The sequence below is a fragment of the Desulfovibrio sp. An276 genome (assembly GCF_002159665.1).
Lineage (GTDB): Bacteria > Desulfobacterota > Desulfovibrionia > Desulfovibrionales > Desulfovibrionaceae > Desulfovibrio > Desulfovibrio faecigallinarum.
Window position 1 is genome coordinate 269314 of the sequence record NZ_NFJC01000001.1, and the last position, 22918, is coordinate 292231.

Consider the following 22918-nt stretch of genomic DNA (forward strand, 5'->3'; position numbering starts at 1 on the left):
ATTTGATGAGGATCTTGTCATGGCGACTGTTCCCTTCAAGTTCCGAAACATGACCTTCAGGCAGGTGATGGAGCCGGGCTGCTTCTATAAGGTGCCCCTCTTTCAGAGAAGCTACGCCTGGGGTGAGCACGAATGGGATGCTCTGTGGCAGGACATCCTTAGTCTGCCACTGGACGACACTGCCCAGTCCCATTTCATGGGCTTACTTGTCCTTTATGCACAGGACAGGGCGCATTTCACCATTTTCGATGGGCAACAGCGACTGACAACCATCGGTATCCTCATACTTTCTGCCATAAGCCTTTTGCGGGATATGGCAAGCAATGGGGAAAATACAGAGCTGAACACACAGAGAGGAAAATTCTTTCTTGACAGCTATATCGGAAATATCAATCTCGTGACTCTGAATGTGTCGACAAAGCTCACACTGAACCCGAACACCAACTTCTACTATCAACACTATCTTGCAGCGCTTGAGGACCTGCCTAGCGTGGGCCGGAACGAGTCCGAGATTCTTATGCGGCAGGCTTTTCTCTGGTTCAAGGGGCAGCTGGAAGCTTTCTGCGCCAAAGACAAGGACAGAGGTGCACACATTGCGGCCCTTGTGGACACAGTAGTGAGCAGACTCTTTTTCACCACGGTCACAGTCAGCAACGAGAGCGATGCATTTGCGCTCTTCGAAAGCCTCAATGCCCGGGGTGCCTTACTCTCGGCTGAAGCTCTTCTGAAAAACCGTCTTTTCAGCAGTATTGCCAGCGAATACATGGAAAGCCCGCCAGCCCTGCAGGATCTCGAGATGCGGTGGTATCAGATTGCCTCCTGTGTTGGAGAAGGAAACTTTGGCGAATTCTTGCGCATATTCTGGAACTCCCAACACAAAATTGTCCGCAAAAACGCCCTTTTCACCACTTTGAGCAGAGAGGCCCGGGATCCGCGCAAGGCTTTTGTCCTGCTGAAAGATTTGGGGAGTGCGGCACCTCAGTACGCGGCACTGCGCACCCCTTCCGACATTGTGTGGAACCCTAGGGAGAAGGCTGCCCTGCGGGAGATCGAGATCTTGGACAGTACAGCTCCCCTCTCTCTTCTTCTGACCTGCTACAAGGTCTTTTTCTCATCCAGCAGGCAGACATTTACCAGAATCGTCGAGGCTGCAGCTGGCATTGCATTTCGCTCCAGCATTGCCGGAAACACAACTTTCAATGAGCAGGAGCGCATCTACAATGACATCTGCCTGAAAATTCTTGCACAAGAGTACACTTCAGAACAGCAGATTCTCGATGCGCTCAAAGCCCTCTACCCTGAAGATGATCTTTTCAGACTGTCCTTTTCAAGAAAGTCTATCAACACTGTACCCCCAAAAAGCAGGGAACTTGTACGCTACATTCTTTTCAGGATAGAGGAGCAACAATCTATCATCTCCTGTGACCCCTTCACCCCCAAATACACCATAGAGCACATTTTCCCCGTCACTCCCGAAGATGGTTGGAGTCCGGCCGAATTCAGGCAGATGCAGCGCATGGTCTTTCGCCTTGGCAACATGACATTGCTTGAAGCAGCCTCAAACCGCGCTGTCGGAAACTCCTCCTACGAGCAAAAGCGGGAGGTTTACAAAACAAGCGTCTTCCAGACGACCAGGGCTATTGCCGAATACTACGGGGAATGGTGCGCGGATACCATTGGCAAAAGACAGAAACACATGGCCGACATTGCAGTCCAAATCTGGAAGGTCCGTTTCTGACGCAGCTCTGGGTCAGGCCCTGCATTTGCGTTTTCAGCGGGCTTGCCCGGCCCCCTGTTCCTCGCTACACTGCCCGTGACCGAATAAGCCCTCAAAAAGCGCTACGCACACAATCCGCAAACATCATATCTTTCGGCACTTGTTGCCGAAACGAGGTAGAAATTCCCATGCGCAAAAACATTGTCAGCCTGATCTTCGTTCTGGGGCTTGCCCTGCTCCTCGCAGCCTGCCAGACCTCCGGTCCCCAGAAAACCCTCAACGACGCTGCCAAGGCCCTGACGGACAAGAACAGCCAGGCCTTTATGGCACAGTTCGACATGGACGCCTTTGCCAGCCATGAGCTCGTGAATCTCAAGGAAGACAACAGTCTCCTCAACTTTGCCGGCGATCTCGGCACCCTGTTCGGCATTGGCAACGAGATGGACCGCTGGCTTGAGTCCGCCATGGATCTGAAGAGCCAGTACACAAGGACCTTCACCCGCATGGTGGGCACAGGCGAGCTCGTTGCCCAGTGCACAAGGTCCCAGAGCTCCGACTGTCCCTGGGAACCCCAGGCCCTGAAAAAGGCCGAGGTCAAGGAACTTGGCACTGATGCTGCCATCGCCAGGGTGACGACTCCTGCCAATATGACAAGCTGGCTTGCCCTGCGCAAGGTTGGCGAGAAGTGGCTCATTGTGGGCAAGGCAGTCCTCGAGGATCAGGCAGCAAAGTTTGCCACCAATACAAAGCCCATCCTTTCGAACACCAGGGACGCTGCTCCGGCACCTCAGACGCCCGCCACTCCGAAGCAGCCCGAACCAAAGGCCGAGACCATCTAGCCGTCACAAGGTACCAAAACACTATGGGCCGCCTCTCTTGAAAAGAGAAGCGGCCCATTTGTTGCCTGTCCTGCCATGGGCAGGAGAAGACTAGCGTTCGAAATAGGTGTAGCCGCGTATGCCGTCCTCGAAGATCTGCAGGAAGGCAAAACGCTGGCTGGGAGTTATGCGACCCTCGCGCACGGCACGCTCTGCCATGCTGCGCAGGGATTCCATGATGCGCCGAGGATCGTACTCTACATAAGAGAGGACGTCTGCAACCGTATCGCCTTCCTGTTCGCGCACAAACTCGTAGCTTCCGTCTTCCTCGATGCGGATGGAAACAACGTTGTTGTCGCCAAGGAGGTTGTGCAGATCGCCCAGCGTTTCCTGGTAGGCGCCAACAAGGAAGACACCCAGATAGTACTCCTCACCAGCCTTCAGGGGATGGAGTTCCAGGGTTCTCTTGTTGCCCTGCTGATCGATAAAGTGGTTGATCTGGCCGTCGGAGTCGCAGGTAATGTCCGAAATGATGCCAAGGCGCGTGGGGCATTCCTTCAGCCTGTGCACGGGCATGATGGGGAAGAGCTGATCAATGGCCCAGGAGTCCGGCAGAGACTGGAAAATACTGAAGTTGCCGTAGTAGATGTCCGCAAGATAGGCGTCGATGTCCTGCAAGTCCCTGGGAATAACCTTGAGCTTGTCCTTCTCCTCGGAAATGCGCATGAGGATTGCCCAGAAAAAGCGCTCGGACAGGCAGCGCTGGCGCAGATTGACAGCGCCTGTGGCAAAAAGCTGACGCATTTCGCCGCGGTAGTAGATGGCGTCGTTGTAGCATTCCTGCAGATTGCGGGGAGTAATGTTGACAAGAACCTCGCGCAGGTTCTTGACTGGCTCCGGGCTGTCCTCTGGCAAATCCTCGGGCAGCTGCATGGGTTCGACTACACTTGCGTCAAGAATGTTGAAGAGCAGAAGGGAATAGTAGGCAACCGTGGCCCTGCCCGATTCGGTCACAATGTGCGGATGGGGCACACCTACCTCGTCCAGGGTGCCCATGATGGCTTCCACTATGTCCGCGCTGTATTCGTCCAGGGTGTAGTTGCGCGAGGAGACGTAGTTTGTGTGCGAGCCGTCGTAGTCCACGGCAAGGCCGCCGCCAAGGTCGATGTAGCCCATGGGCGCGCCTTCCTGCACAAGGCCCGCGTAGAAGCGGGCGCCTTCCTGCACGCCCAGGCGGATGTCGCGGATATTGGAAACCTGGGATCCCAGATGGTAGTGAAGCAGGCGCAGGCAATCGAGCATGTCGTTTGCCTTGAGCTTGTCAATAAGATCCACGATTTCTGCAGGGGAGAGGCCGAAGACCGAACGCTCGCCACCGGACTCTGCCCAGTGGCCACTTGCCCTGGTGGACAGCTTGCAGCGCACGCCAAGTTTTGGCCGCATGTCGTGGATGCGGGCGCGCTGCAGTATGGTTTCGAGCTCGCCGGGCATTTCGATGACAAAGAAGACGTTCAGACCAATTCGCTGTGCCTGAAGGCCCAGGTCAATGAATTCCCCGTCCTTGTAGCCGTTGCAGATAAGGCAGGCTTCCCTGTCGGAAAGGTGGGAGACTGCGGCAATGAGCTCGCCCTTGGAGCCCACTTCCAGGCCGTGGTGGTAGCGCGAGCCGAAGTCGGCGATTTCCTCAATCACCTGTTGCTGCTGATTGACCTTGACGGGGAAGACGCCACGGTAGCTGCCCTTGTAGCCAAGGTTCTTGATGGCCTTGCGGAAGGACTCGTGCAGATTGGCAATCTGCGTGTCGAGAATGTTTTCCACCCTGAGCAGGCAGGGCATGTCGTAGCCCCGTTCCTTGATGCCTTCGATGATCTCGGGAATGGACACTTTGGGACCCTGGGGGCCATTGGGACAGATAACAACATCGCCGTTTGAGGAAACGTCAAAGTAACCGGCACCCCAGGAATGGATGCCATAGAGCTCTGCGCTGTCCTCGACGCGCCACGGCTGCAGCAAGCTACGGAAATTGTTCAATTCCTTTAGTTCTCCCCTTGGATTGGGCAGGCCATGCCCGCTTTTTTTGGAGCTTCTGGCCCCAAATGCACTTGTTCCCCAGCCCTGCAAAGGCCAAGGGCTTCGCAAGACAGAAAAAAACGTGTCCAGCCTGTGGTTTGGTACCAGTAGCGACACGTCTCAAAAAGGAGCTGCCGGGTATTTGATCTTGTGAGAGAGAAGAGCAAACACGGGGTATTGACAAAAGCAGCCCTAAGGCAGTTTTTCCTTGCCCAATAGCAGGGCAAAAGTCAAGGACCGAACAGGTGTCGACATTGTGACAAAAGGGTTGCCAGGCCATGTTGCAGGGCCTGTTCCCCCACGTTGCAAATCCACAGTGCGACCCACTTTAGCCGCGTGCACGGAGCCTTTCCCCATTTTGCTTTTTCCCAACACTTGTGCAATACTTCACTCTGTCCTCGAAAACCAATGGCGAGGAACGCTTTTTTGTTCCACGCAGGAGAACACTATGGAACTTCTTCCCATCCGGCGGGCAATTCTCAGTGTCACGGACAAGAGCGGGCTGGTGGAATTTGCCTCCTTTCTGAGCAGCAACGGAGTGGAACTCGTGTCCACTGGCGGCACCATGAAGGCTCTGGAAAACGCTGGCCTTCCCGTACACTCTGTCAGCTCCGTCACAGGCTTCCCCGAAATCCTGAACGGCAGGGTCAAGACGCTGCACCCCAAAATTCATGCCGGCATCCTTGCCAACAAGGACGTGCCAGAGCACATGCAGGTTCTCGAAGAGATGCAGATCAAACCCTTTGATCTGGTCTGCGTCAATCTCTACAATTTTGCTGGCGCCATTGCGCGTCACCTCTCCCTGGAGCAGGCCGTGGAGGAAATCGACATCGGCGGTCCCTGCCTCATCAGGGCCGCAGCCAAGAACTTCCACTCCATGCTCGTGATCCCCGGCACGGAATGGTACGGGCCTGCCATGGAAGATCTGAAGGAACACAACATGTGCTCCTCCCTGCTCTTCCGCCAGCGCATGGCCTCCAGAGCCTTTGACGCGACCTCGCGCTACGACGCTCTCATCACCTCCTACATCCGTCCCTAACCTATCCGCCCCTGATTTCGGAGGCTTCCCATTTCACGTCTTGACGGAAATCTGCAGGGCTTGAGCCCAAGTCAGCTCAAGTCCCTTGAGCGCCTTGGCACACGCAAGTTTCCCAGAGGGGATGTCTACACCCTCGATCAGGCAAGAGAACTGGCCCTACTGTCCCGCTCCCTGGAGCGACAGATAGGGCTTTTGCTTGATCGCAGGGGTCGTGTCGCCCTGGTCATCGTGGGCAAGGCGGACGGCATTTATATTCCGGAACTCTCCCGCTCTCGCATGGGCTCAGAAAGACTGAGAGGCCTGCGCCTTCTCCACACCCACCTAGGATCGGAGGGCCTAAGCGAAGAAGACCTCATGGACATGCTCTTCCTGCGCCTTGACGCCATGGTCGTGCTCACCATCACGGAAGAAGGCTTTCCCCTGCAGTGGCAGTTTGCGCACCTTCTGCCGCCCACAGCAAGCGAGCCCTACCGTGTGGAGCCCATGCGCGCCTGGAGCGACACTGCCATCGATCTGACAGAGCAGGCCCAGGCCCTTGAAGAGGAGTTCGCAAGAGTTTCCTCGGACGGGAAAACCTCTTCCTCGGAAAACCGCTGCATCCTTGTGTCCGTGTCCGAGGAGCCGCGCTCAATCCAGGAGCGCAATCTGGACGAACTGGCTGAGCTGGCCAAAACCGCTGGCATCACTGTCTGCGGGCGCATGATACAGCGCACCAAAAACCTGCAGCCCAGAAACATACTTGGCCGTGGCAAGATGGCGGAACTGGAAGTCCAGGCCCTGGCAGGTCAGGCCGACATGCTGATTTTTGACGGTGAACTGCTCCCTGCCCAGCTGCACAATCTCGCGGATATCACAGAACGCAAGGTGCTCGACAGGACACAGCTCATCCTGGACATCTTTGCACAGCACGCAGTGACGAGGGCAGGCAAACTGCAGGTGGAGCTGGCCCAGCTAAAATACATGCTACCGCGTCTGACAGGCAAAAACCGCGCCATGGACAGACTCATGGGCGGTATAGGCGGCCGAGGTCCAGGCGAAACCAAACTCGAAATAGACAGGCGCAGAAGCCGCGAGCGCATGGGAAGATTGCGCAAGGAACTGGACAATTTGCGCAGGCAAAGGTCTTATGTGCGCAACAACAGGAGCCGCAACGGCATTCCTCTGGCTGCGCTTGTGGGCTACACCAACGCAGGCAAATCCTCGCTTCTGAATACCCTCACGAAATCCGAGGTCCTTGCCCAGAACAAGCTCTTTGCCACCCTGGACACGACCACAAGGCGCCTGCGCTTTCCGGCAGAGCGCGAAATCGTGCTCGCGGACACAGTGGGATTTATCCGCAACCTTCCTGCTGAACTCATGGAGGCCTTCCAGGCCACCCTGGAGGAGCTGGACAGCGCGGATCTGCTCATACACGTGGCGGACGCATCCCACACGGACCTTTTTTTGCAAATCTCGTCCGTGGAAACCATCCTGGATACCCTGGACCTTGGCAAGGTCCCCCGCCTGCTTGTGCTGAACAAGTGGGATCTGCTCGACCCTGCCGTGCAGGCCGAGCTGGGAGACGCCCTGCCGGATGCCCTGCACGTCTCTGCCCTCAAGGGAACAGGCCTTGAGACGCTCATGAAGGCCATCGAGAGCAGGTTGCTGGGGCTCAAAACCTGAAACTATTCCGCAAAATGACAACGCACGCGCCAGCCTGGGGCAAGTTCCTCCCAGTCTGGCGCCTTTTCCTTGCATATGTCCTGGGCCTTGGGGCAGCGCGGATGAAAATGGCAGCCCTGGGGAGGATTGAGCGGCGAGGGAAGCTCACCCTCAAGGACCACCAGCCCCTCCCCTGCCCTTGTTCTGCCCGGCATTGCCCGATACAGCGCCCTGGTATAGGGATGGGCTGCGCGGCCGAGATCCTTCGCTTCCAGCATCTCCACGATGCGTCCAAGGTACATAACCAGCACCCGCGAGCACATGTAGCCAACCACTGCCAGATTGTGGGAGATAAAGAGCTGCGCCTGCCCGAATTCTTCCTGCAGATCGCGCATTACATTGAGAACCTGGGCCTGCACGGAGGCGTCCAGGGCGGACACAGGCTCGTCACAGACCACAAGATCCGGCCTTGTCACAAGGGCCCTGGCAAGCGCCACGCGCTGGCGTTGCCCACCGGAAAACTCGTGGGGGAAGCGTTTTTCCATGCCGGCCAGGCCTACCTTTGCGAACATGTCCCGCACAGCATCGCGTATTTCCGCCCTGCCCATCTTCCTGCGTCTCTGAAAACCGCGGCTCTCGAGGCCCTCGGCCACTGTGCGTCCTACGCTCAGGCGGGGATCGAGGGAGGAGAAGGCGTCCTGAAACACCATCTGTATGCGGCCTACTGCGGGCGAGGAAGCGCAGGCCAGTGGCAGAGGCTCCCCGTCGAACAGAACTTGTCCGGATGTTGGCCTATCCAGCCCGCACACCAGACGCCCGAGCGTGGATTTGCCACAGCCGGATTCGCCCACAAGGCCCACACATTCCCCCTTTTCAAGGGAAAAGCTTGCCTTGTTTACCGCAAAAAGCATGCGCAGCCCCTCGCGCGAGCGCACGGGAAAGACCCTGCTCACATCCTCGACTACCAGCAAATCCCTGTCCACCTTGTCTCTCCGTTAGTCAGCCTTGTCCGCAGTCGAGACACCAGCCTCGCCAAAGGTAGCCATCTCCCTGTAGGCAGCAACAGCTGCGCGCAAAAGGGGATAGGCCACCGCGCAGCCAGTCCCCTCGCCAAGATGCATGCCAAGATTCAAAAGGGGTGCAGTCAGTCGCTCTCCCTGCGTCCAGGGATGCGTTTGCTTCGTGTTCTGCCCAAAATGCGCATCCAGAAGAGAGGAAAGCCTTTTCATGGAAAGCTCGTGCCCTGGCTCTGCGGACGCGTGGGCCACAAAGCAGTACTGGGCTGCCCAGGGACAGAGCAAAACTGCAGCCATGTAGGCTGAGGAGGCGATAAATCCGTCCACAAGGACAGGCACGCGCATGGCAGCCCCGCCAAGGACTATGCCTGCCATGGTGACGATCTCGAATCCGCCAAGGCAGGACAGGGCAGCCACGGGATCTGGCCAAAGCTCATCCTTGCGCCCAAGCAGCTCCCTGTTGACTTCGATGGCCCTTTGCACCACTTCTGCCTTGTGGGCCATTCCCCTGTCGTCCACGCCCGTGCCAGGCCCCACCACCTTTTCTGCCGGAAGGTCCAGAAGGTGGGAGTAGAGTGCAGTGGCTGACGTGGAATTGGCTATGCCCATCTCGCCTATGGCAAGACAGTGGCATCCTTCACTTACTGCCTGCATGGCAAGACGCGCGCCGTTTGCAAGGCCTGCAAGGCAGGTTGCCTCATCCATGGCAGGCCCCTCGCACATGTTGGCTGTGCCATCGCCAAGGCGGGCGTCCACAACAGGGCTGCCAAAGGGACCGCCAGCGCAGCCAGCATCCACAATTACTAGCTCCATGCCGCTTGCCCTTGTCAGGGCATTGATGGCAGCTCCGCCTGCGAGAAAGTTTGCCACCATCTGGCGCGTTACTTCCTGCGGGAAGAGGGAAACACCCTCCCTTGCAACGCCGTGATCCCCTGCCACGGTAAACAGTCTGGCAGGCTCAACTGCAGGGGGATAGCTCATGCCGGCAAGGCGCTCTGCAATTTCTTCAAGGCGTCCAAGGCTTTTGGCAGGCTTTGCCTGCATGTCCATATGCTCGCGGGCAATACGGCATGCGCTGTCGCTTATGGGATGAATGGACACTTTGGGTGGGAATATCTGCCCGAGATCAAAAGTGGACAAGGGTTTCTCCTTGCCCTGCCCGCGTGGGACAGGGCTCATGTCTTAGCGCGTCTTGCCGGCCCTTTTGGCAGTGAGGCTTGCAAGTTCAAGGATGGTGTTGGCGTAGCGAGTGGATTTGTTGTAGCGCATGAGCACCCTGTGCTTGAGCGCCCTTGAGCCGTTCTTTTTCCAGCCGTGTTTGGCAAGGTAGTTGGCAAGGCTCGCAACTGCGTCTTCAGGGGTGTAGAGGTTGACAATGCCATCGCCGTTTCCGTCAGCCCCGTAGGGGGCAATGTTGCTCGGCATGAACTGGCAAAGTCCCACTGCCCCGTAGACAGAGCCAGGCAGTGTGGCAGGATCTATGCGGTTGTCCACCATATAGCGCACAAGGGCCCTGGTTTCGCGATAGGCCCACTCCGATCGCTTACGCATGGTTTGGGCAAACCAGGTTTCGTGCTCCTCGTGCCCTGGCATTCTGCCAAGCCAGTCCGCGATATCGGACTTTTCCCTGCTCTCGGCCATGCTTGCAAGCGTCTGCAGGGCATTGTCCCCCTTGGCGCCCAGATACGCTCCAAGCCGTGTTTCCACAAAGAGCAGCGCGCAGGCTACAGAGGGCTCTACTCCGTATTTTTTCTCGGCCCGGGCAAAGGCCCCTTTATGCTTTTGTATGAAGGCAAGGCACTTGTCCGCATTCTTTGCTGTGACAACGCCCTTGTACACATCTGCAGACGGCTTTTTCGGGGGCGTTGGGCTTGGCAAAAAGTTCTTTTTGTAGAGCTCAGTCATCTTGCGGCCCATGGGCGCAGAGCTTTTGGGCCCAAGGCTCGCAAGAAGGCTGTCTACCTCTGGCCCGGCAAGGCCGTCCGCAGCAAGCCTTTTTTGCAGATGCTGCCACTCTGGCGCAATCAGTCCATGGGAAGAAACATTGCCAATGTCTGCCCCTGACGAAAGATGTGCATCCTCCGCCTTTTGGGCAGCACAGGCCGGAAGGGTTGTGAGGCAAAGGAGCAAAAACAGAAAGGCGCCCCGTTTCAGGACACCTTCCCGGACAGCCATCGTTATGCGATACATGTCTTGTATTCCTGCTTCAGTTCGAAGAGAGCCCCGCAAAGGGGGCTCTCTTGCAAAAGGCGTGAACCTACTTCAGATGCTTCAGCAAGGCCTCCGGCGAGGAGAGGACCATCTTGCTGTTTTCGTTGAAGGACGTCCTCATGGCTTCAAGCCAGCGCTGGAAGGCGTAGAAGTCCTTGTTCTTGTTGTAGGCGTCAGCATAGATCTGGGCAGCGCGCGCGTCCGCGTCACCGCGGATGATCTGACTGTCCCTGGCAGCGTCTGCCAGGATGATGGCCTTCTGCCTGTCCGCGTCGGAGCGGATGCGCGTGGATTCTTCCTCGCCTTCCGAGCGATACTGTTTGGCCTGGCGCTCGCGTTCCGCGCGCATGCGGTCAAAGATGGCGCGCAGGTTTTCTGCAGGAAGGTCTGTACGCTTGATGCGCACGTCCAAAACTTCCACGCCAAAGCCCTTCATGATGCCCTTCACCTTCTCCGTGACCTCGGTCATGATGGCAGCCCTCTGGGTAGAGACGACCTCGGACAATGTGTAGGCACCGACCATGGCGCGCAGCTGCGAGTAGACAACGTCGTCCAAACGGGCCTGTGCGCCCACAAGGGTTCTCATGGTACGGTAGAACTGCAGGGGATCCGTGATGCGCCAGCGGGCGTAGTTGTCCAGCACTATGGCCTTCTTGTCCACTGTGAAGGCTTCCCTTGAGCTTGCCTCGTAGTCCAGCACGCGGGCATCAAAGTAGATGACCTTCTGGATGAAGGGGAGCTTGAAGTGCAGGCCGGGCTTGTACACATCGTCCAGGGGCTCGCCAAGCTGGAGAACTATGGCCGTTTCCATCTGGTTGACTGTAAAGATGGACTGGCTGAGCAATGCCAGGGCCAGAAGGGCTATCAGGGCCAGAGAGGAGACTTTCTTGTTCATTTATCTTCCCTCCCCGGCCTTCGGGGCCTTGGCCCCAAGGGTTGGCAGCGGCAGATAGGGGAGAGCGCGCTCTCCTGCCTGGCCGTCCAGCACAACCTTCTCCTCGGCCTTCTTCAAAATGTCTTCCATGGTTTCGTAGTAGAGGCGCTGTCCCGTGACCTCGGGTGCCTTTTCGTACTCTACGCGCAGGGCGTTGAAGCGGCTTGCGGCACCTTCGGCATTCTGCACGCGGGTTGCGGCATAGGCTTCGGCAGCGTTGCGTATGGCAGATGCCTCGCCTCGTGCCTCAGGCAGGATGGCGTTGCGGTAGGCTTCGGCCTCGTTGATGATGCGGCTCTTGTCTTCGCGGGCAGAGGCCACGTCCTTGAAGGCCTCGATGACTTCCTGCGGCGGATGCACGTCCTGCAGCTGTACGGCAAGGATCTGGATGCCAGCGCCGTAGCGGTCGAGAATGGTCTGCAGAAGCTGGGTTGCGTCGCTCTGAATCTGCAGCTTGCCGTCCGTGATGGCCGAATCGATGAGGTTGTTGCCTATGACCTCGCGCATGGCAGCCTCGGCTGCGTTGTGCACAAGGGAGGTAGGATCTGCCACGTTGAAGAGGTACTGCACAGCGTCCTTGATCTTGTACTGCACAGAGAACTGCACGTTCACCACATTCTCGTCGCCTGTCAGCATGGAAGCTTCCTGGGGCATGGTGCGCACTCTGCCCTGCTGGAAGGTAGCCGACTGGCCGCCCACGTTGCGGTAGCCTATTTCGCTTCTCAAAACCTGGGTGACCTTGGGCGTGTAGACAGTTTCAATGGGAGCAGGCAGGGCATAGTGGGGGCCAGGGCCTGTGCTGCGGTTGTATTTTCCAAAGCGCAGGACAACGCCTTCCTCGTCCGGCTCGACAATATAGATGCCGGACAAGAGCCAGACGGCAAGCAGTATGCCCAAAAGCATCCACAGTCCCTTGCCTGTGGCAAAGCCGGGCTTTGGCACCTTGAAGGCGACCACGCGCGGCCCGCGGCCACGGCCTCCGCCGTTGTCGCCGCCACCATTGTTGCCGCCGTTGTTGCCACCATTGCCGCCGCCAAAGAAATCGCGGCGTTCCCTGTCGTCCGTGTTGTCGGGTCTGGGCTCCTCGGGCTCTGGGTCACGCGGCGGAGGGGTAAACCCCTTCTGCTTGGCCCTTTTTTCCTGCAGTTTGTCCCAGTCCCAGTTTTTCAGTACCTGAGCGGTTGAACTCATGCGCCCTCCTTGGGCAGCGTCGGGAGTATCCCGGTATGCATGGTTGTATTTTGTTCTCAATGTTTGAGCCAGATTGTCCTGTATGTGCGCGAAAAAGACATCCTGATCCCAAATCCTTTGCCTTGCTTTCGTATTCGCCGGCAACAGGGAAGGCCAGGCCTTTCTTGCGCTTGCCAGAAGCCTTGATAGTATGGCAGAGGACGATAGAAAATGCAATTTGCCTAAGTTTTTTGATTCACAACCCTTTTCGGGCTCAGGACGCCTTTGGGATACCATTGCGTGCATGGGGCCCGACCAAGAGGAGAGCGCGCAGCATGCAAGTCAGACTCGTTTCCTGGAACGTTAATGGCCTGAGGGCCGTGTCCGCCAAGCCGGACTGGTCCTGGTTCAACAGGGACACTGCCCACATCATAGGCCTGCAGGAAACCAAGGCCACAAAGGAGCAGCTTGCTCCGGAAATTGCCAGTCCCAAAGGCTGGCACAGCTACTTTGCCTCAAGCACTGTGAAGAAGGGCTATTCGGGTGTGGCAGTCTTCAGCCAGATTGATCCCATAAGCGTCCGCCATGAGCTTCCGGACGAAAAATGGCAGGGCGAGGGACGCATCCTTCATCTGGAATACGAGAAGTTCCATTTCATCAACGGCTATTTTCCCAATGGTGGAGCCGAAATCCTGGACGAAAACGGCAAGCATCAAGGGCTTTTCAAGCGCCTCGACTACAAGATGGGCTTTTTCGAGGCCTTCCTTTCCTATGCCGAGGATTTGCGCAAGAAAAAGCCCGTGGTGGTTTGCGGCGATTTCAACATAGCCCACAGGGAAATCGATCTTGCAAGGCCCAAGCAAAACGTGCTGAACACTGGCTTCCTTCCTCTTGAGCGCGCCTTTTTGGACCGTTTTGTGGAACTTGGCTGGATCGACACCTTCCGCCACGTGCACGGGGACGAAAAGGACGCCTATTCCTGGTGGTCCTACAAGTCCAGGGCCAGGGAGAAGAACATCGGCTGGCGCATAGACTACTTCTTCGTGACAAGCGATCTGAAAGACAACATAGCCGATGCCTGGATCGAAAGCGGCCAGTTTGGCTCGGATCACTGTCCCGTGGGCCTTGCCCTGGAATTCTGATTACCCTGAACCCAAGCTCAATGTACAAGGGGACACCGGAAAGCATCCCGGTGTCCCCCCTTCAATTTGCTTAAGTGCCTCAAAAAAACTAGGCGAGCTTTTCTGCCAGTTCCTGCCTGTAGCCCTCGGGCACGTCAAAGCCAAGCTCTGCTGCCTTTTCCATGGCTTCCTTTGCCTCGGGGTAGCGCCCCTGTTCGAAAAGGGCCAGGGAGAGGTTCTGCCAGGCAGGAGCAAAGTTCGGCTCGTCCGCGATGAGCGCACGGCTCGACTTCTCGCTCTGCTCGTAGTTGCCCTGCATGAAGTAGGCAATGGCCTCGTCGTTGCGCGCCTGCACAAACTTGGGCTCCCACTTGAGTGCCTTGGCAAGGTGCTTCAATGCCTTGTCTGGCTCGCGGCGCTGCAGATGCACAAAGGCAATGTTGCTCTCGGCAATGGCAAACTTGGGACGGAAGGTGGTAGCTTCCGTGTTGTAGTTGAGGCAGCCTTCAAGGTCGCCCCTCTGCAGGCAGATGCCGCCGAGCTGCACCATGGCCTCGGCCATGTGCGGAGATTCTCGCAAGGCATCGCGGAAAGCGCCCTCTGCGCCCACAAAGTCGCGCTTGCTCAAAAGGGCAAGGCCAAGGTTGTAGTGGTGTGCGGCGCAGGCACCATCGGATTTGGCAATGGCGTCCTGAAGGTCTGCGATATATTCGTTGATGTCGTCGTACTTGTCTTTCATGGAAAAACCTTGGGCGGGGAGCTCAAATCCCCTTATTTACTGGTTTATGGGGATGCCTACTTCGGCATGGTCTCAAGATGGGGTTTCACGTGGCCTTCGCGGCGAAGAAGATCCGCGTACCACAGGCAAAAATCAAAGGTGCCGCGCATGGTCTCGTCGCGATTGACAATGCCCAAGGCTGCCTGCAAAGCACCTCTGCCATACTCGTTGCTGTAGGACTCGCTCTTGCTCACAAGCTGCAAAAACTCGCGCACAAGCTGCTGTGTTGTCCTCTTGGTCGCATCCTGACGTATGTCCAGGGGATCGTTCGGCTTCTGGAAGGGGTCCCAGTTCTCGTAGCCTATGCGGTCCACAAAGCGCCTGCCGCGAGGACTCATCCTCTCGTACATCTCGCGCTTGCTGGCCTCCTGCTCCTCGTTCAGCTCCTGCGGGGTGCCGTCGCGGTACATGAAGGCGTGTATTTCGGAAAGAAAGCTCGGCATGGGATGCTCCTCTAGTCACGTTCCCGCTTGGCTGGTCCAATGCCCAGGAAGGTGTCGTCAAAGGAAGTGAGCAGGGCCATGGAAACGGGCATGAGTACTTCGTGCAATTTGTCGAAACGGCTGTGCACGGCCTTTTCGATGGCAATGCTCATATCGTTCAGGGCAGCCTGTATGCTGTCCAGCTTCAGGGTCGGATACTGTCCGCCCTGGTTGAAGCCGGCAAGCCCGCACACGTGCCCCTGGCCAGCAATGCTTGTGGGAACACCGTAGGCCCTGCAGGTGATGGGCCTTGCCTCATAGAGGAGGCACTTGTTGTTTTCGTCAAGCAATGGACAGGGCATGCGCATTTCCGCAGCCTCGTGCAGGATATTCTCCGCATCCCTGCTCTGCTTGTATTCGCTGAAGAGGTTCTTCTTGACCTTTGCAAGCTGACGATCGATTTTGCTTGCCCTTTCCAGAAGGGCAGAGCGCTCGGGACCGTAGTCGAACTTCTGCCTGAAGGCCCTGTTGATATACATGGCCTCGACCAGGGACACATCGAAAAGCGCATGGCAGCAGTCGCTGCAGCCCACATGGCAGGCCATGCAGTCCGGGTGCTTCTGGCCAACCGTGGCAAAGGCCTGGTCCACCAGGGCGCGCAGCTTTTCGTACTGGGTAAATATGGGGGTGAGATCTGGCACCATGGCCTGGGCTTCTCCTTGCAAGATGATTTGGGAGGCTTTGTCCTGGCCCTTGCCTTCCTGAGACAGGCCAGAAAAAAAGCCGCCATTAGACTATAAGTCTTTTGGCGGCATAGTCAAAAGGGCTTGCGCCCAATAATTACATTTCTTTGACTTCGATGGCGTCGGAAGAGCAAACTTCCACACAGGACTCGCAGCCGAGGCATTCTTCGGAGTTGACAGGCTCGGACTTGCCGTCCTTCAGCTCGTAGACTTCAACGGGGCAAACGTCCACGCACTCGCCGCAGCCCACGCACTTCTCGGTGTCAACAGTAACTTCGTAAGACATGATGTCCTCCCAAACTTGGTCGATGACCTGAATTGATTTTTGACGGAAATCTCGTCCGTCTTTCGCAGTATTGACAAAGGCCCCTCTCCTGTCAAGTGAGAACCTTTCCGTTTTTGTGCGGTAATTGGCTGAATAGACTTGCCTTTTTGACAAGGGCCCGTGTTACTGCCAAATTCGTTGTTCCACGCATTGCCCCTTGCAAGGCCACTTTTGCCGTAGGGTTGCAGGGCAGGAAAAAATGCCCGCTACTGAATTTGCAGCCGCGCGTAATAGCCCCTGCCCTGGCGCTCTATGAAGAGCAAAACGCTGTTCGAAAGCCTTTCCTCACGGAATATGGCAGCAAGTGTTTCAAGACTGTCCGCCTCGTAGCCGCTCACCCCTCGCAGGACATCGCCCTTGCGCAAAAAGCGTGCAGGTCCCTGTTCCTCGACCCTGTCAATCACAAGGCGCCCACGGCTTTTCTTGACCACAAGACCCCAGCGCCTTTCGAGCACGTCAAGTGCCATCTTGTCCGTAAAGATCTCTGGCGTCAGTGTTATCCTTCGTATCCTGTCCGGTTCGTGCAGCCCCGCAACCTCAAGCGTCAGGGCTGTGCCCTCGAGCTGATTGCGCAAAAGGAAGAGGTAGTCGCGCCTGCTCTTGATGTCCGTGCCGTTGACGGACAAAAGCACATCCCCTGGCTCTATGCCTGCCCTGGCAGCAGGAGTATTTTTGTACACCCCGCTCACCACAATGCCGCGCATAGAGGCAAGTCCGAATTCCATGGCAAGGCGCTGGTCTATGTCATCCGCCTGCAACCCGAGCCACAGAGGCGATGCCGCCCTGCCCTCCAGAATGCGCTGCATGACCTGGCGGGCCTTGTTGATGGGTATGGCAAAGCCGAGCCCCCAGCCCTTGCCGTAGATGGCAGTATTGATACCAATGAGGCTGCCGTCGAGATTGATGAGGGGGCCTCCGGAATTGCCCGGATTGATGGCTGCGTCCGTCTGTATGAGGTCTGTGAACACCCCGCCTTCCGAGCGTATGGTGCGCCCGAGAGCAGAGACCACACCCGTAGTCACTGTATGGGAAAAGCCATACGGGTTGCCTATGGCTATGACTGTCTCGCCGGGATTTACGTCCGCGCTGTCCCCCATGGGAAGGGAGGGCAGATTTTTCGCACCTTCAAGCTCGAGCACAGCGAGATCGAAGTCCGGGTCGGCACCACGCAGTTTGGCCGTAAACTCGCGCCCGTCCTTCAGACGCACCTGTATGTCCGTGCCGGACTGGACCACATGGGAGTTTGTGAGCACCAGGGCCTTCTTGCCGTCCACGATGACACCGGAACCAAGGCTTGCCCGCTTGCGCTGCCTTGGCTGCATGCCGAAATCCCCGAAAAACTGCTCAAGGGGAGACAACGGCCTTCCCTGCACGCTCGTGCTTGTGATGTTCACGACTGCAGGTGAAGCCATATTGACCACCTTCACCACAGGCGTGTTGCGCACCTCGGAAAGGGCCAGGACACTCCCTGGCTCAAGAAGGAAACAGGAAAGAAGTGCAAGGGCTGCCATACACAGGCGGCCCGACACAGCATGTCTTGTCATGATAGCCTCTAAACTATCCCCTGCGCCCAAGGCGGCCAAGGACATTGCCCCTTGTCTCGGACAGGACAAGACCTGCCAGGGTGAGGGCCATGCCCGTGGCGGAAAGCAGGGTTATGCGCTCGGAAAGCAGGAAAAAGGCGCCTACCACAGTGACAACGGGAGTAAGATATATGTAGGCAGTGGCGCGGACCGCGCCCAGCACACGCAACCCGTAGTTCCAGGTCACAAAGCACACGGACGAGGCCAGAACGCCAAGGAAGAGGAAGTTTGCCCAGACAGCGGCGCTGCCAAGATCCGGAAGGTGCACCTCGCCCTGCAGGGGCAGTGCCAGGCCTGCCGTGACAAGGCCCCAGAAAAGGATGCGCCGCGTGGCCTCAAGCAGGGGATAGTTCCTTGAAAAGATGCGGCGCGTGAAGATGGAGTAGAAGGCCCAGCTTGCCGCTGCCCCTACTGCCAGCAAATCCCCTGCCGGGTTCAGGTTGAGGTAGGCTGCGCCATTGAAGGAAATGCAGGCTATGCCTGTAATGGCCACAAGAAAGCCGGTGAAGAAGTTTCCGTGCAAAGCCTCTTTCAGAAAAAAATGCGCAGCAAGGCCTGTCAGAAAGGGTGCCGTGCAGATAATGAGGCTGACGTTCGAGGCATAGGTCAGGGTGAGGGCCGTGTTTTCGAAGCAGAAATAGACCGTGATCCCGCTTGCACCTGCGCCAAGAAAGAGCAGCTCTTCCTTCCATCCGCGCCCGTGACGAAAGATCTTCGGCTTCATGCAGTACATGACCGCAAGGGCCAGCACAAAGCGGAAGAAGAGCACCTCAAGGGGCGTTGAGCCGTGGTTCATGAGCACCTTGGTGGAAATGAAGGTCAGGCCCCAGACCACTGTGGTGCCAAAAGCGCACAAATGCGCGCAAAGATGGCTTCCCACCTAGCGTCCCCTGCGCTCAAGGCCAAGCTTTATGAGCTCTCCCAGAAATTCTGCAAAGGACATGCCTGCTGCCCTGGCAGCCTTGGGCACAAGGCTTGCCTCTGTCATGCCGGGAATGGTGTTGACCTCAAGGATGTGCAGGCTTCCATCATCGCCCAGGATGAAGTCCGCCCTGCCGTAGCCGTCAAGACCAAGGGCTTCCACTGCCTTCAGGGTATACTCCTGCATCCTGCGGGTCACGTCCTCGGGGATGGGTGCCGGACAGATTTCCTTGGCTCCGCCGTCCTCGTACTTGCTCTCGTAGTCAAAATAGCTTCCCTTCTGGGGCAAAATGAGGATGGGCGGCAAGGCCCTGTCTCCCAAGACTGCGCAGGTGACATCGCGCCCGGGCAGGGCAGGCTCAAGGATCGCTCCCTGGCTTTGGGCAAGGATGTCGCGAAGAAGAGCATCCAGCTCTTCCCTGTTGCTTGCCCTGCCAAGATGCAGGGATGAGCCTCCCAGATTTGCCTTGACAAAGAGGGGATAGGGAAGACGCGGCTCCCAGGAAGCGTCCGGCATGGTGGGCAAAAATTCCCAGTCCGCAGTGGGAATGCCTGCTTCCTTGAAGATTTGCTTTGCGCAGGCCTTGTTCAGGGCAAGGAAGCTTCCGGGAGCGCCTGCCCCCTGGTAGGGGCAGCCGACACTGTCCAGCATGGCCTGCACAAGACCGTCCTCGCCAGGGGCCCCATGCAAATCTATGAAGGCAAAGTCGTGCTCCTTCGCAGCTGCAAGCAGGGAATCGAAACCCGTCATGAGATCAAAGAAGGTCACAGTGTGGCCAAGTTCTTCGAGGCCTTTGCGTATGACAGGCACTGCCGCAAGGGACACGTCCCGTTCGCTGGACCAGCCTCCGGCTATCAAAAGAATCTTCATCAAAGCCCCCCCTGCGCCCCTCTTCCCGACAGGCGCTGCCTTTTTTATGATTGAGTCTTTTTTTCCCATACTGGGAAAAGTCAGGAAAACAGCCTATGCAGGAATGGTGTGGGCAAGCCCCACGCCAAGATGTTTCGAGAGCGCATCCTCGATGGCCTTGGCCTGCAGGTAGGAAGCACGGATGCTCTTTCTGTGTTCCTCTGTTTTGCCATAGCGATCGATGAGATCCTCAAAACGGCTTTCCAGTGTCACAAAGCTGTCGTGCTTCGCTCTCTTGTCCGCGTAGAGAATAAAAAAGGGCAGGGAACACATCCTTGCCGCATCGTCTGCCGGCAGTTTCCAGGGCCAGTACACGTGGTGGAATACTCCCCTGGCGAGCTCGTAGTTGCCGGTTTCCTGCACTACCCAGGAAGCGCCGAGCTCTGCGTGCGAGCCTCCGTGGCACAGGCAATGGGTCTTGGCAAGATCGTGCAAGAGGGCCGATGCGCGCACAGCCTCCACGTTTACGCAAAAGCCAAGACTTTTGGCCCTTTTTGCAAGCCGTGTGGCCACATTGGCGACCACTTTCGAGTGGGCGCGAATGTTGTCCAGCATCTCGTACTTGTCCCAGAGCCTTGTGCACGCCTCATCGTCCGGAACAATACCCTGCATGCGTACAGGATCGGCAAGATCAAGATCCGGAATACCTTTCAGGGGATAGTCGGGAATCTCGACAGTTGCGGGATCCTCGGGTTTTGGCAGCTTGTTTGTGAACATGGCTCACATCTGCTCCTGTTTCTGGTCCTGTTTTTTGTCCTGTTTGCCCTTGCGTATCTTGCGAAAAATGGTGGATCTGTCAACCCTGAACCTTTTTGCAACGGCCTGTATGGAGCCGTAGTGCTCTATGGCGCGGGTCAGAAAATCCGCCTCGATCTCTTCCATGATCTCGTGCAGGGAGCGGCTGTCCGCAAAAATGTCCTCGCCAAAGGAGCTTTCCTTCTGTTTTGTTCCGGATATCTGGGAAGGCAGATCCTGCGGGGAAATGGCCGGCCCCCTTGCCGTAATGGCTATGCTGTGCACAAGGTTTTGCAGCTCGCGCACGTTGCCAGGCCAGGAATAGCTGCGCAAAATCTCGAGCGTGATGTCCAGAAAGTAGAGGTTCTTTCTGTACTTGCTTGCGTACATGGCCAAAAAGAGTTTGGCCAGAAGGCCAATGTCTTCCGCGCGCTCCCGTAAAGGTGGAATGTTGATGGTTGCCACATTGAGGCGATAGTAGAGGTCCCTGCGGAAGGTTCCCGCAAGCACGCAGTCTTTCAGGTTGCGGTTGGTGGCAGCGATGATGCGCACATCCACCTTGCGCGGCGAGGCAGAGCCCACACGCATAATCTCGCCGTCCTGCAAGACGCGCAAAAGGCGTGTTTGCATGGATAGGGGAAGCTCGCCTATCTCGTCCAGAAAGATGGTGCTCCCGTTGGCGATTTCAAAGTAGCCGGCCTTGCCCTTGGAGGAGGCCCCGGTAAAGGCGCCTGCCACGTAGCCAAAGAGTTCGGATTCGGTCAGCCCCTCGGAAATGCCGCCGCAGTCCACCTTGAGCATGAGATTCTCTGCCCTGGGGCTTCTCTGGTGCACAAGGTTGGCTATGACGTCCTTGCCAACCCCTGTCTCACCCAAAATGAGCACTGTGGCGTCCGTAGGCGCTATGCGATCCACAAGGTTCAGAACCTCGCCCATGGCCTTGCTGGCAAAGGAAGGTGTGAAGCTGTGCTCCTTTTGTTGCTTTGCCATGAAGGCTATCTGCCCTTCCGTCTTCTGCAAAAGGCTTTTCTGATGGCCCACCTGTTCGTTCAGATTGGTCAGGATGGTTATGTCTCTTGCAAAGGTCACCACGAAACAGAGCTTTCCCTCCTCGTCGAAGACGGGATAGCCGCTCAAGACCAGGGTCTTGCCGTCCTTCAGGTGCTGCACCTTTGTCGCAGGCTTGCGGGTTTCCACTATTTCCGGATTGAGGATGCTGTCGAAAATCCCGTTGCGGACCATGTCGCGCACATCGCATCCTTCTATATCTTCCCGCCTGAGGCCTGTGAGCTGCTCGTACATGCGGTTGACGCACAGGGTCTTGCCCGTGACATCGGAAATGTAGACGCCGTCGGAAAGAGCGTCGAGTATGGCCTGAAAGTGCCCCGTCAAATGCACTTCTGTCTGTCTGTTCATGGGTACCCGCCTGAATGCGCGCTTCGCAAAAGTTGTTCGGAACAAGGGAAAACACAAGGTTCCTGCCACTGCCTTGCTCAAACCTAGCGCTCTACTTCTAATTCATATTTTTCCCCCTGTCCAAGGTTCTGACAATGTTGTCATTTGCTAATGAAAACCATTGTTCACGAGCCTTTGAAAAAGGTGCGCAAAAAAGGGCACCCAGCCTTTGCGCAAAATCCGGAAAAGACGATTTCCACGCTCTTCCTGCGCAAGATCCGGATGCCCGAAAATTTTTCCCTGCAAACGTACTGCTATTTGGGGATATGGTGTCTGCCCTTCAAAACACGGTGTGCGTACTTGAGCAGCTTCTTGTAGGCCAGATTGTCTAGGGAAACGTCTCCCATGAGATACGATCTGTCCAGAAATTCATACTTTTGCGTGCCGAGCCTGTGGTAGGGCAGCATTTCGTACTGCACATGCTCGCCAAAGGGTTCAATGAATTCGGCAATGGCCGTCACAGCTTCTGGAGTATCGTTGAAGCCCGGCACAATGGGCGTACGCACAAGAATGGGCTTGTCCGGGTATTCCTCGCACAGTGCTTTCAGATTGCTTATGATGTGCTCGTTGGGAAGACCTGTCATTTCCTTGTGCTTGGCACTGTCCATGCTCTTGATGTCAAAGAGCACGTAGTTCAGGTATTTGCCTGCCTCAAGCAGCACGCTTTGCTCGCACATGCCACAGGTTTCCACTGCCGTGCGGATGAAGCGGGCCCTTGCCTCGCGCAAGAGTGCCAGGGCAAACTTGCCCTGCAAAAAAGGCTCTCCACCGGAAAGGGTCATGCCACCGCCGCTTCTGGCGTAAAAGGGCGCGTCCTGCTCCACAACCTTCATGACCTCGTCTACGGTCTGCAGCTTGCCGTAGATATTGAGGCCTTGGGCAGGACAGGCATTGGCGCAGGCAAGGTCCGTACAGTCCTTGCACAGCTCGCGCCTGATGGCGACCTTGGAGCCATCGCTATAGACAGCGCCCCTTGGACAGGCATCCATGCAGAAGTGGCACTTGTCCGTTCCTATGCAGCGGTTGTTGTTCACTGCCACCTGGGGAAGGGGCTCCTGCGATTCGGGGTTGCTGCACCATCTGCAGCGCAGATGGCAGCCCTTCAGAAAGGCAATTGTTCTGATGCCCGGGCCATCGTGGACAGAGTATTTCTGTATGTTGAAGACATAGCCGGTGGTCTTTTTGTCCTCTATTCTGCTCACTGCAGGGCCTCCCTCTGGCAAGAGCCGTTGTAATGTTTGTCCGGCGCATCTTGCCCCGGAATGCGAAATCATGACGTTTGATGCTGCAAGGACCTGTTCCTTTCGCG

Annotated in this window: 21 protein-coding genes; 5 read left to right on the top strand and 16 right to left on the bottom strand. The window is 56.9% G+C overall.

Annotated features, from left to right (window positions below; all coding sequences use genetic code 11):
- Nucleotides 1-19 precede the first annotated feature (19 nt).
- Together B5F76_RS01180 and B5F76_RS01185 are read left to right on the top strand one after the other, a co-directional pair.
- A complete protein-coding gene (locus B5F76_RS01180; RefSeq protein ID WP_087349836.1) occupies nucleotides 20-1738 on the top strand; it encodes a DUF262 domain-containing protein in 1719 nt (572 codons plus the stop codon).
- Between the two features lie 167 nt (nucleotides 1739-1905).
- The gene (locus tag B5F76_RS01185; protein WP_087349838.1) at nucleotides 1906-2556 is read left to right on the top strand and encodes a hypothetical protein; all 651 of its coding nucleotides are present in this window, start codon (nucleotides 1906-1908) and stop codon (nucleotides 2554-2556) included.
- A 90-nt stretch (nucleotides 2557-2646) separates the two neighbouring features.
- Here B5F76_RS01185 and speA read toward each other — a convergent pair whose 3' ends face one another.
- The gene (gene speA / locus B5F76_RS01190) at nucleotides 2647-4566 is read right to left on the bottom strand and encodes a biosynthetic arginine decarboxylase (protein WP_087349840.1); all 1920 of its coding nucleotides are present in this window, start codon (nucleotides 4564-4566) and stop codon (nucleotides 2647-2649) included.
- Between the two features lie 487 nt (nucleotides 4567-5053).
- Between speA and B5F76_RS01195 the strand changes: the two genes are divergently transcribed.
- Both B5F76_RS01195 and hflX read left to right on the top strand, forming a co-directional pair.
- Entirely contained in the window at nucleotides 5054-5644 is a 591-nt protein-coding gene (locus tag B5F76_RS01195; protein ID WP_087349842.1) for an IMP cyclohydrolase, read from the top strand.
- 51 nt (nucleotides 5645-5695) lie between these two features.
- The gene (hflX, locus tag B5F76_RS01200; protein WP_087349844.1) at nucleotides 5696-7306 is read left to right on the top strand and encodes a GTPase HflX; all 1611 of its coding nucleotides are present in this window, start codon (nucleotides 5696-5698) and stop codon (nucleotides 7304-7306) included.
- Nucleotides 7307-7308: 2 nt separating this feature from the next.
- Here hflX and B5F76_RS01205 read toward each other — a convergent pair whose 3' ends face one another.
- From B5F76_RS01205 to hflK, 5 genes are all read right to left on the bottom strand, one after another.
- Nucleotides 7309-8196, bottom strand: a complete 888-nt coding sequence (locus B5F76_RS01205) for an oligopeptide/dipeptide ABC transporter ATP-binding protein (RefSeq protein WP_087350238.1) — start codon at nucleotides 8194-8196, stop codon at nucleotides 7309-7311.
- Between the two features lie 84 nt (nucleotides 8197-8280).
- Complete coding sequence (gene cobT, locus B5F76_RS01210; protein WP_239406906.1) at nucleotides 8281-9441, bottom strand: nicotinate-nucleotide--dimethylbenzimidazole phosphoribosyltransferase; 1161 nt, start codon at nucleotides 9439-9441, stop codon at nucleotides 8281-8283.
- 42 nt (nucleotides 9442-9483) lie between these two features.
- Nucleotides 9484-10491 carry a lytic murein transglycosylase gene (locus B5F76_RS01215; protein ID WP_087349848.1) on the bottom strand — a complete coding sequence of 336 codons (1008 nt, stop codon included), beginning with the start codon at nucleotides 10489-10491 and terminating at the stop codon, nucleotides 9484-9486.
- 67 nt (nucleotides 10492-10558) lie between these two features.
- On the bottom strand, nucleotides 10559-11407 hold the full coding sequence (gene hflC / locus B5F76_RS01220) for a protease modulator HflC (RefSeq protein WP_087349850.1): 849 nt from the start codon (nucleotides 11405-11407) through the stop codon (nucleotides 10559-10561).
- A complete protein-coding gene (hflK, locus tag B5F76_RS01225) occupies nucleotides 11408-12637 on the bottom strand; it encodes an FtsH protease activity modulator HflK (protein WP_087349852.1) in 1230 nt (409 codons plus the stop codon).
- 314 nt (nucleotides 12638-12951) lie between these two features.
- Between hflK and B5F76_RS01230 the strand changes: the two genes are divergently transcribed.
- Nucleotides 12952-13758: an exodeoxyribonuclease III gene (locus tag B5F76_RS01230; protein ID WP_087349854.1), complete on the top strand. Its 807-nt coding sequence runs from the start codon at nucleotides 12952-12954 to the stop codon at nucleotides 13756-13758.
- A gap of 88 nt (nucleotides 13759-13846) precedes the next feature.
- Here B5F76_RS01230 and B5F76_RS01235 read toward each other — a convergent pair whose 3' ends face one another.
- From B5F76_RS01235 to hpsH, 10 genes are all read right to left on the bottom strand, one after another.
- Nucleotides 13847-14476 carry a tetratricopeptide repeat protein gene (locus B5F76_RS01235; RefSeq protein ID WP_087349856.1) on the bottom strand — a complete coding sequence of 210 codons (630 nt, stop codon included), beginning with the start codon at nucleotides 14474-14476 and terminating at the stop codon, nucleotides 13847-13849.
- A gap of 56 nt (nucleotides 14477-14532) precedes the next feature.
- On the bottom strand, nucleotides 14533-14958 hold the full coding sequence (locus B5F76_RS01240) for a hypothetical protein (protein WP_087349858.1): 426 nt from the start codon (nucleotides 14956-14958) through the stop codon (nucleotides 14533-14535).
- Between the two features lie 11 nt (nucleotides 14959-14969).
- Nucleotides 14970-15641: a YkgJ family cysteine cluster protein gene (locus tag B5F76_RS01245; protein WP_087349860.1), complete on the bottom strand. Its 672-nt coding sequence runs from the start codon at nucleotides 15639-15641 to the stop codon at nucleotides 14970-14972.
- A gap of 136 nt (nucleotides 15642-15777) precedes the next feature.
- Complete coding sequence (locus tag B5F76_RS01250; RefSeq protein ID WP_087349862.1) at nucleotides 15778-15966, bottom strand: ferredoxin; 189 nt, start codon at nucleotides 15964-15966, stop codon at nucleotides 15778-15780.
- Nucleotides 15967-16211: 245 nt separating this feature from the next.
- Entirely contained in the window at nucleotides 16212-17549 is a 1338-nt protein-coding gene (locus B5F76_RS01255; protein WP_239406907.1) for a trypsin-like peptidase domain-containing protein, read from the bottom strand.
- 13 nt (nucleotides 17550-17562) lie between these two features.
- The gene (locus tag B5F76_RS01260; RefSeq protein ID WP_239406908.1) at nucleotides 17563-18468 is read right to left on the bottom strand and encodes a DMT family transporter; all 906 of its coding nucleotides are present in this window, start codon (nucleotides 18466-18468) and stop codon (nucleotides 17563-17565) included.
- Nucleotides 18469-19380 carry a D-alanine--D-alanine ligase family protein gene (locus tag B5F76_RS01265; RefSeq protein WP_087349864.1) on the bottom strand — a complete coding sequence of 304 codons (912 nt, stop codon included), beginning with the start codon at nucleotides 19378-19380 and terminating at the stop codon, nucleotides 18469-18471.
- 93 nt (nucleotides 19381-19473) lie between these two features.
- Nucleotides 19474-20136: an HDIG domain-containing metalloprotein gene (locus B5F76_RS01270; protein ID WP_204218288.1), complete on the bottom strand. Its 663-nt coding sequence runs from the start codon at nucleotides 20134-20136 to the stop codon at nucleotides 19474-19476.
- Nucleotides 20137-20139: 3 nt separating this feature from the next.
- Entirely contained in the window at nucleotides 20140-21570 is a 1431-nt protein-coding gene (locus tag B5F76_RS01275) for a sigma-54 interaction domain-containing protein (RefSeq protein ID WP_087349866.1), read from the bottom strand.
- A gap of 293 nt (nucleotides 21571-21863) precedes the next feature.
- Nucleotides 21864-22811, bottom strand: a complete 948-nt coding sequence (hpsH, locus tag B5F76_RS01280; protein ID WP_087349868.1) for a (2S)-3-sulfopropanediol dehydratase activating enzyme — start codon at nucleotides 22809-22811, stop codon at nucleotides 21864-21866.
- Nucleotides 22812-22918: the final 107 nt, after the last annotated feature.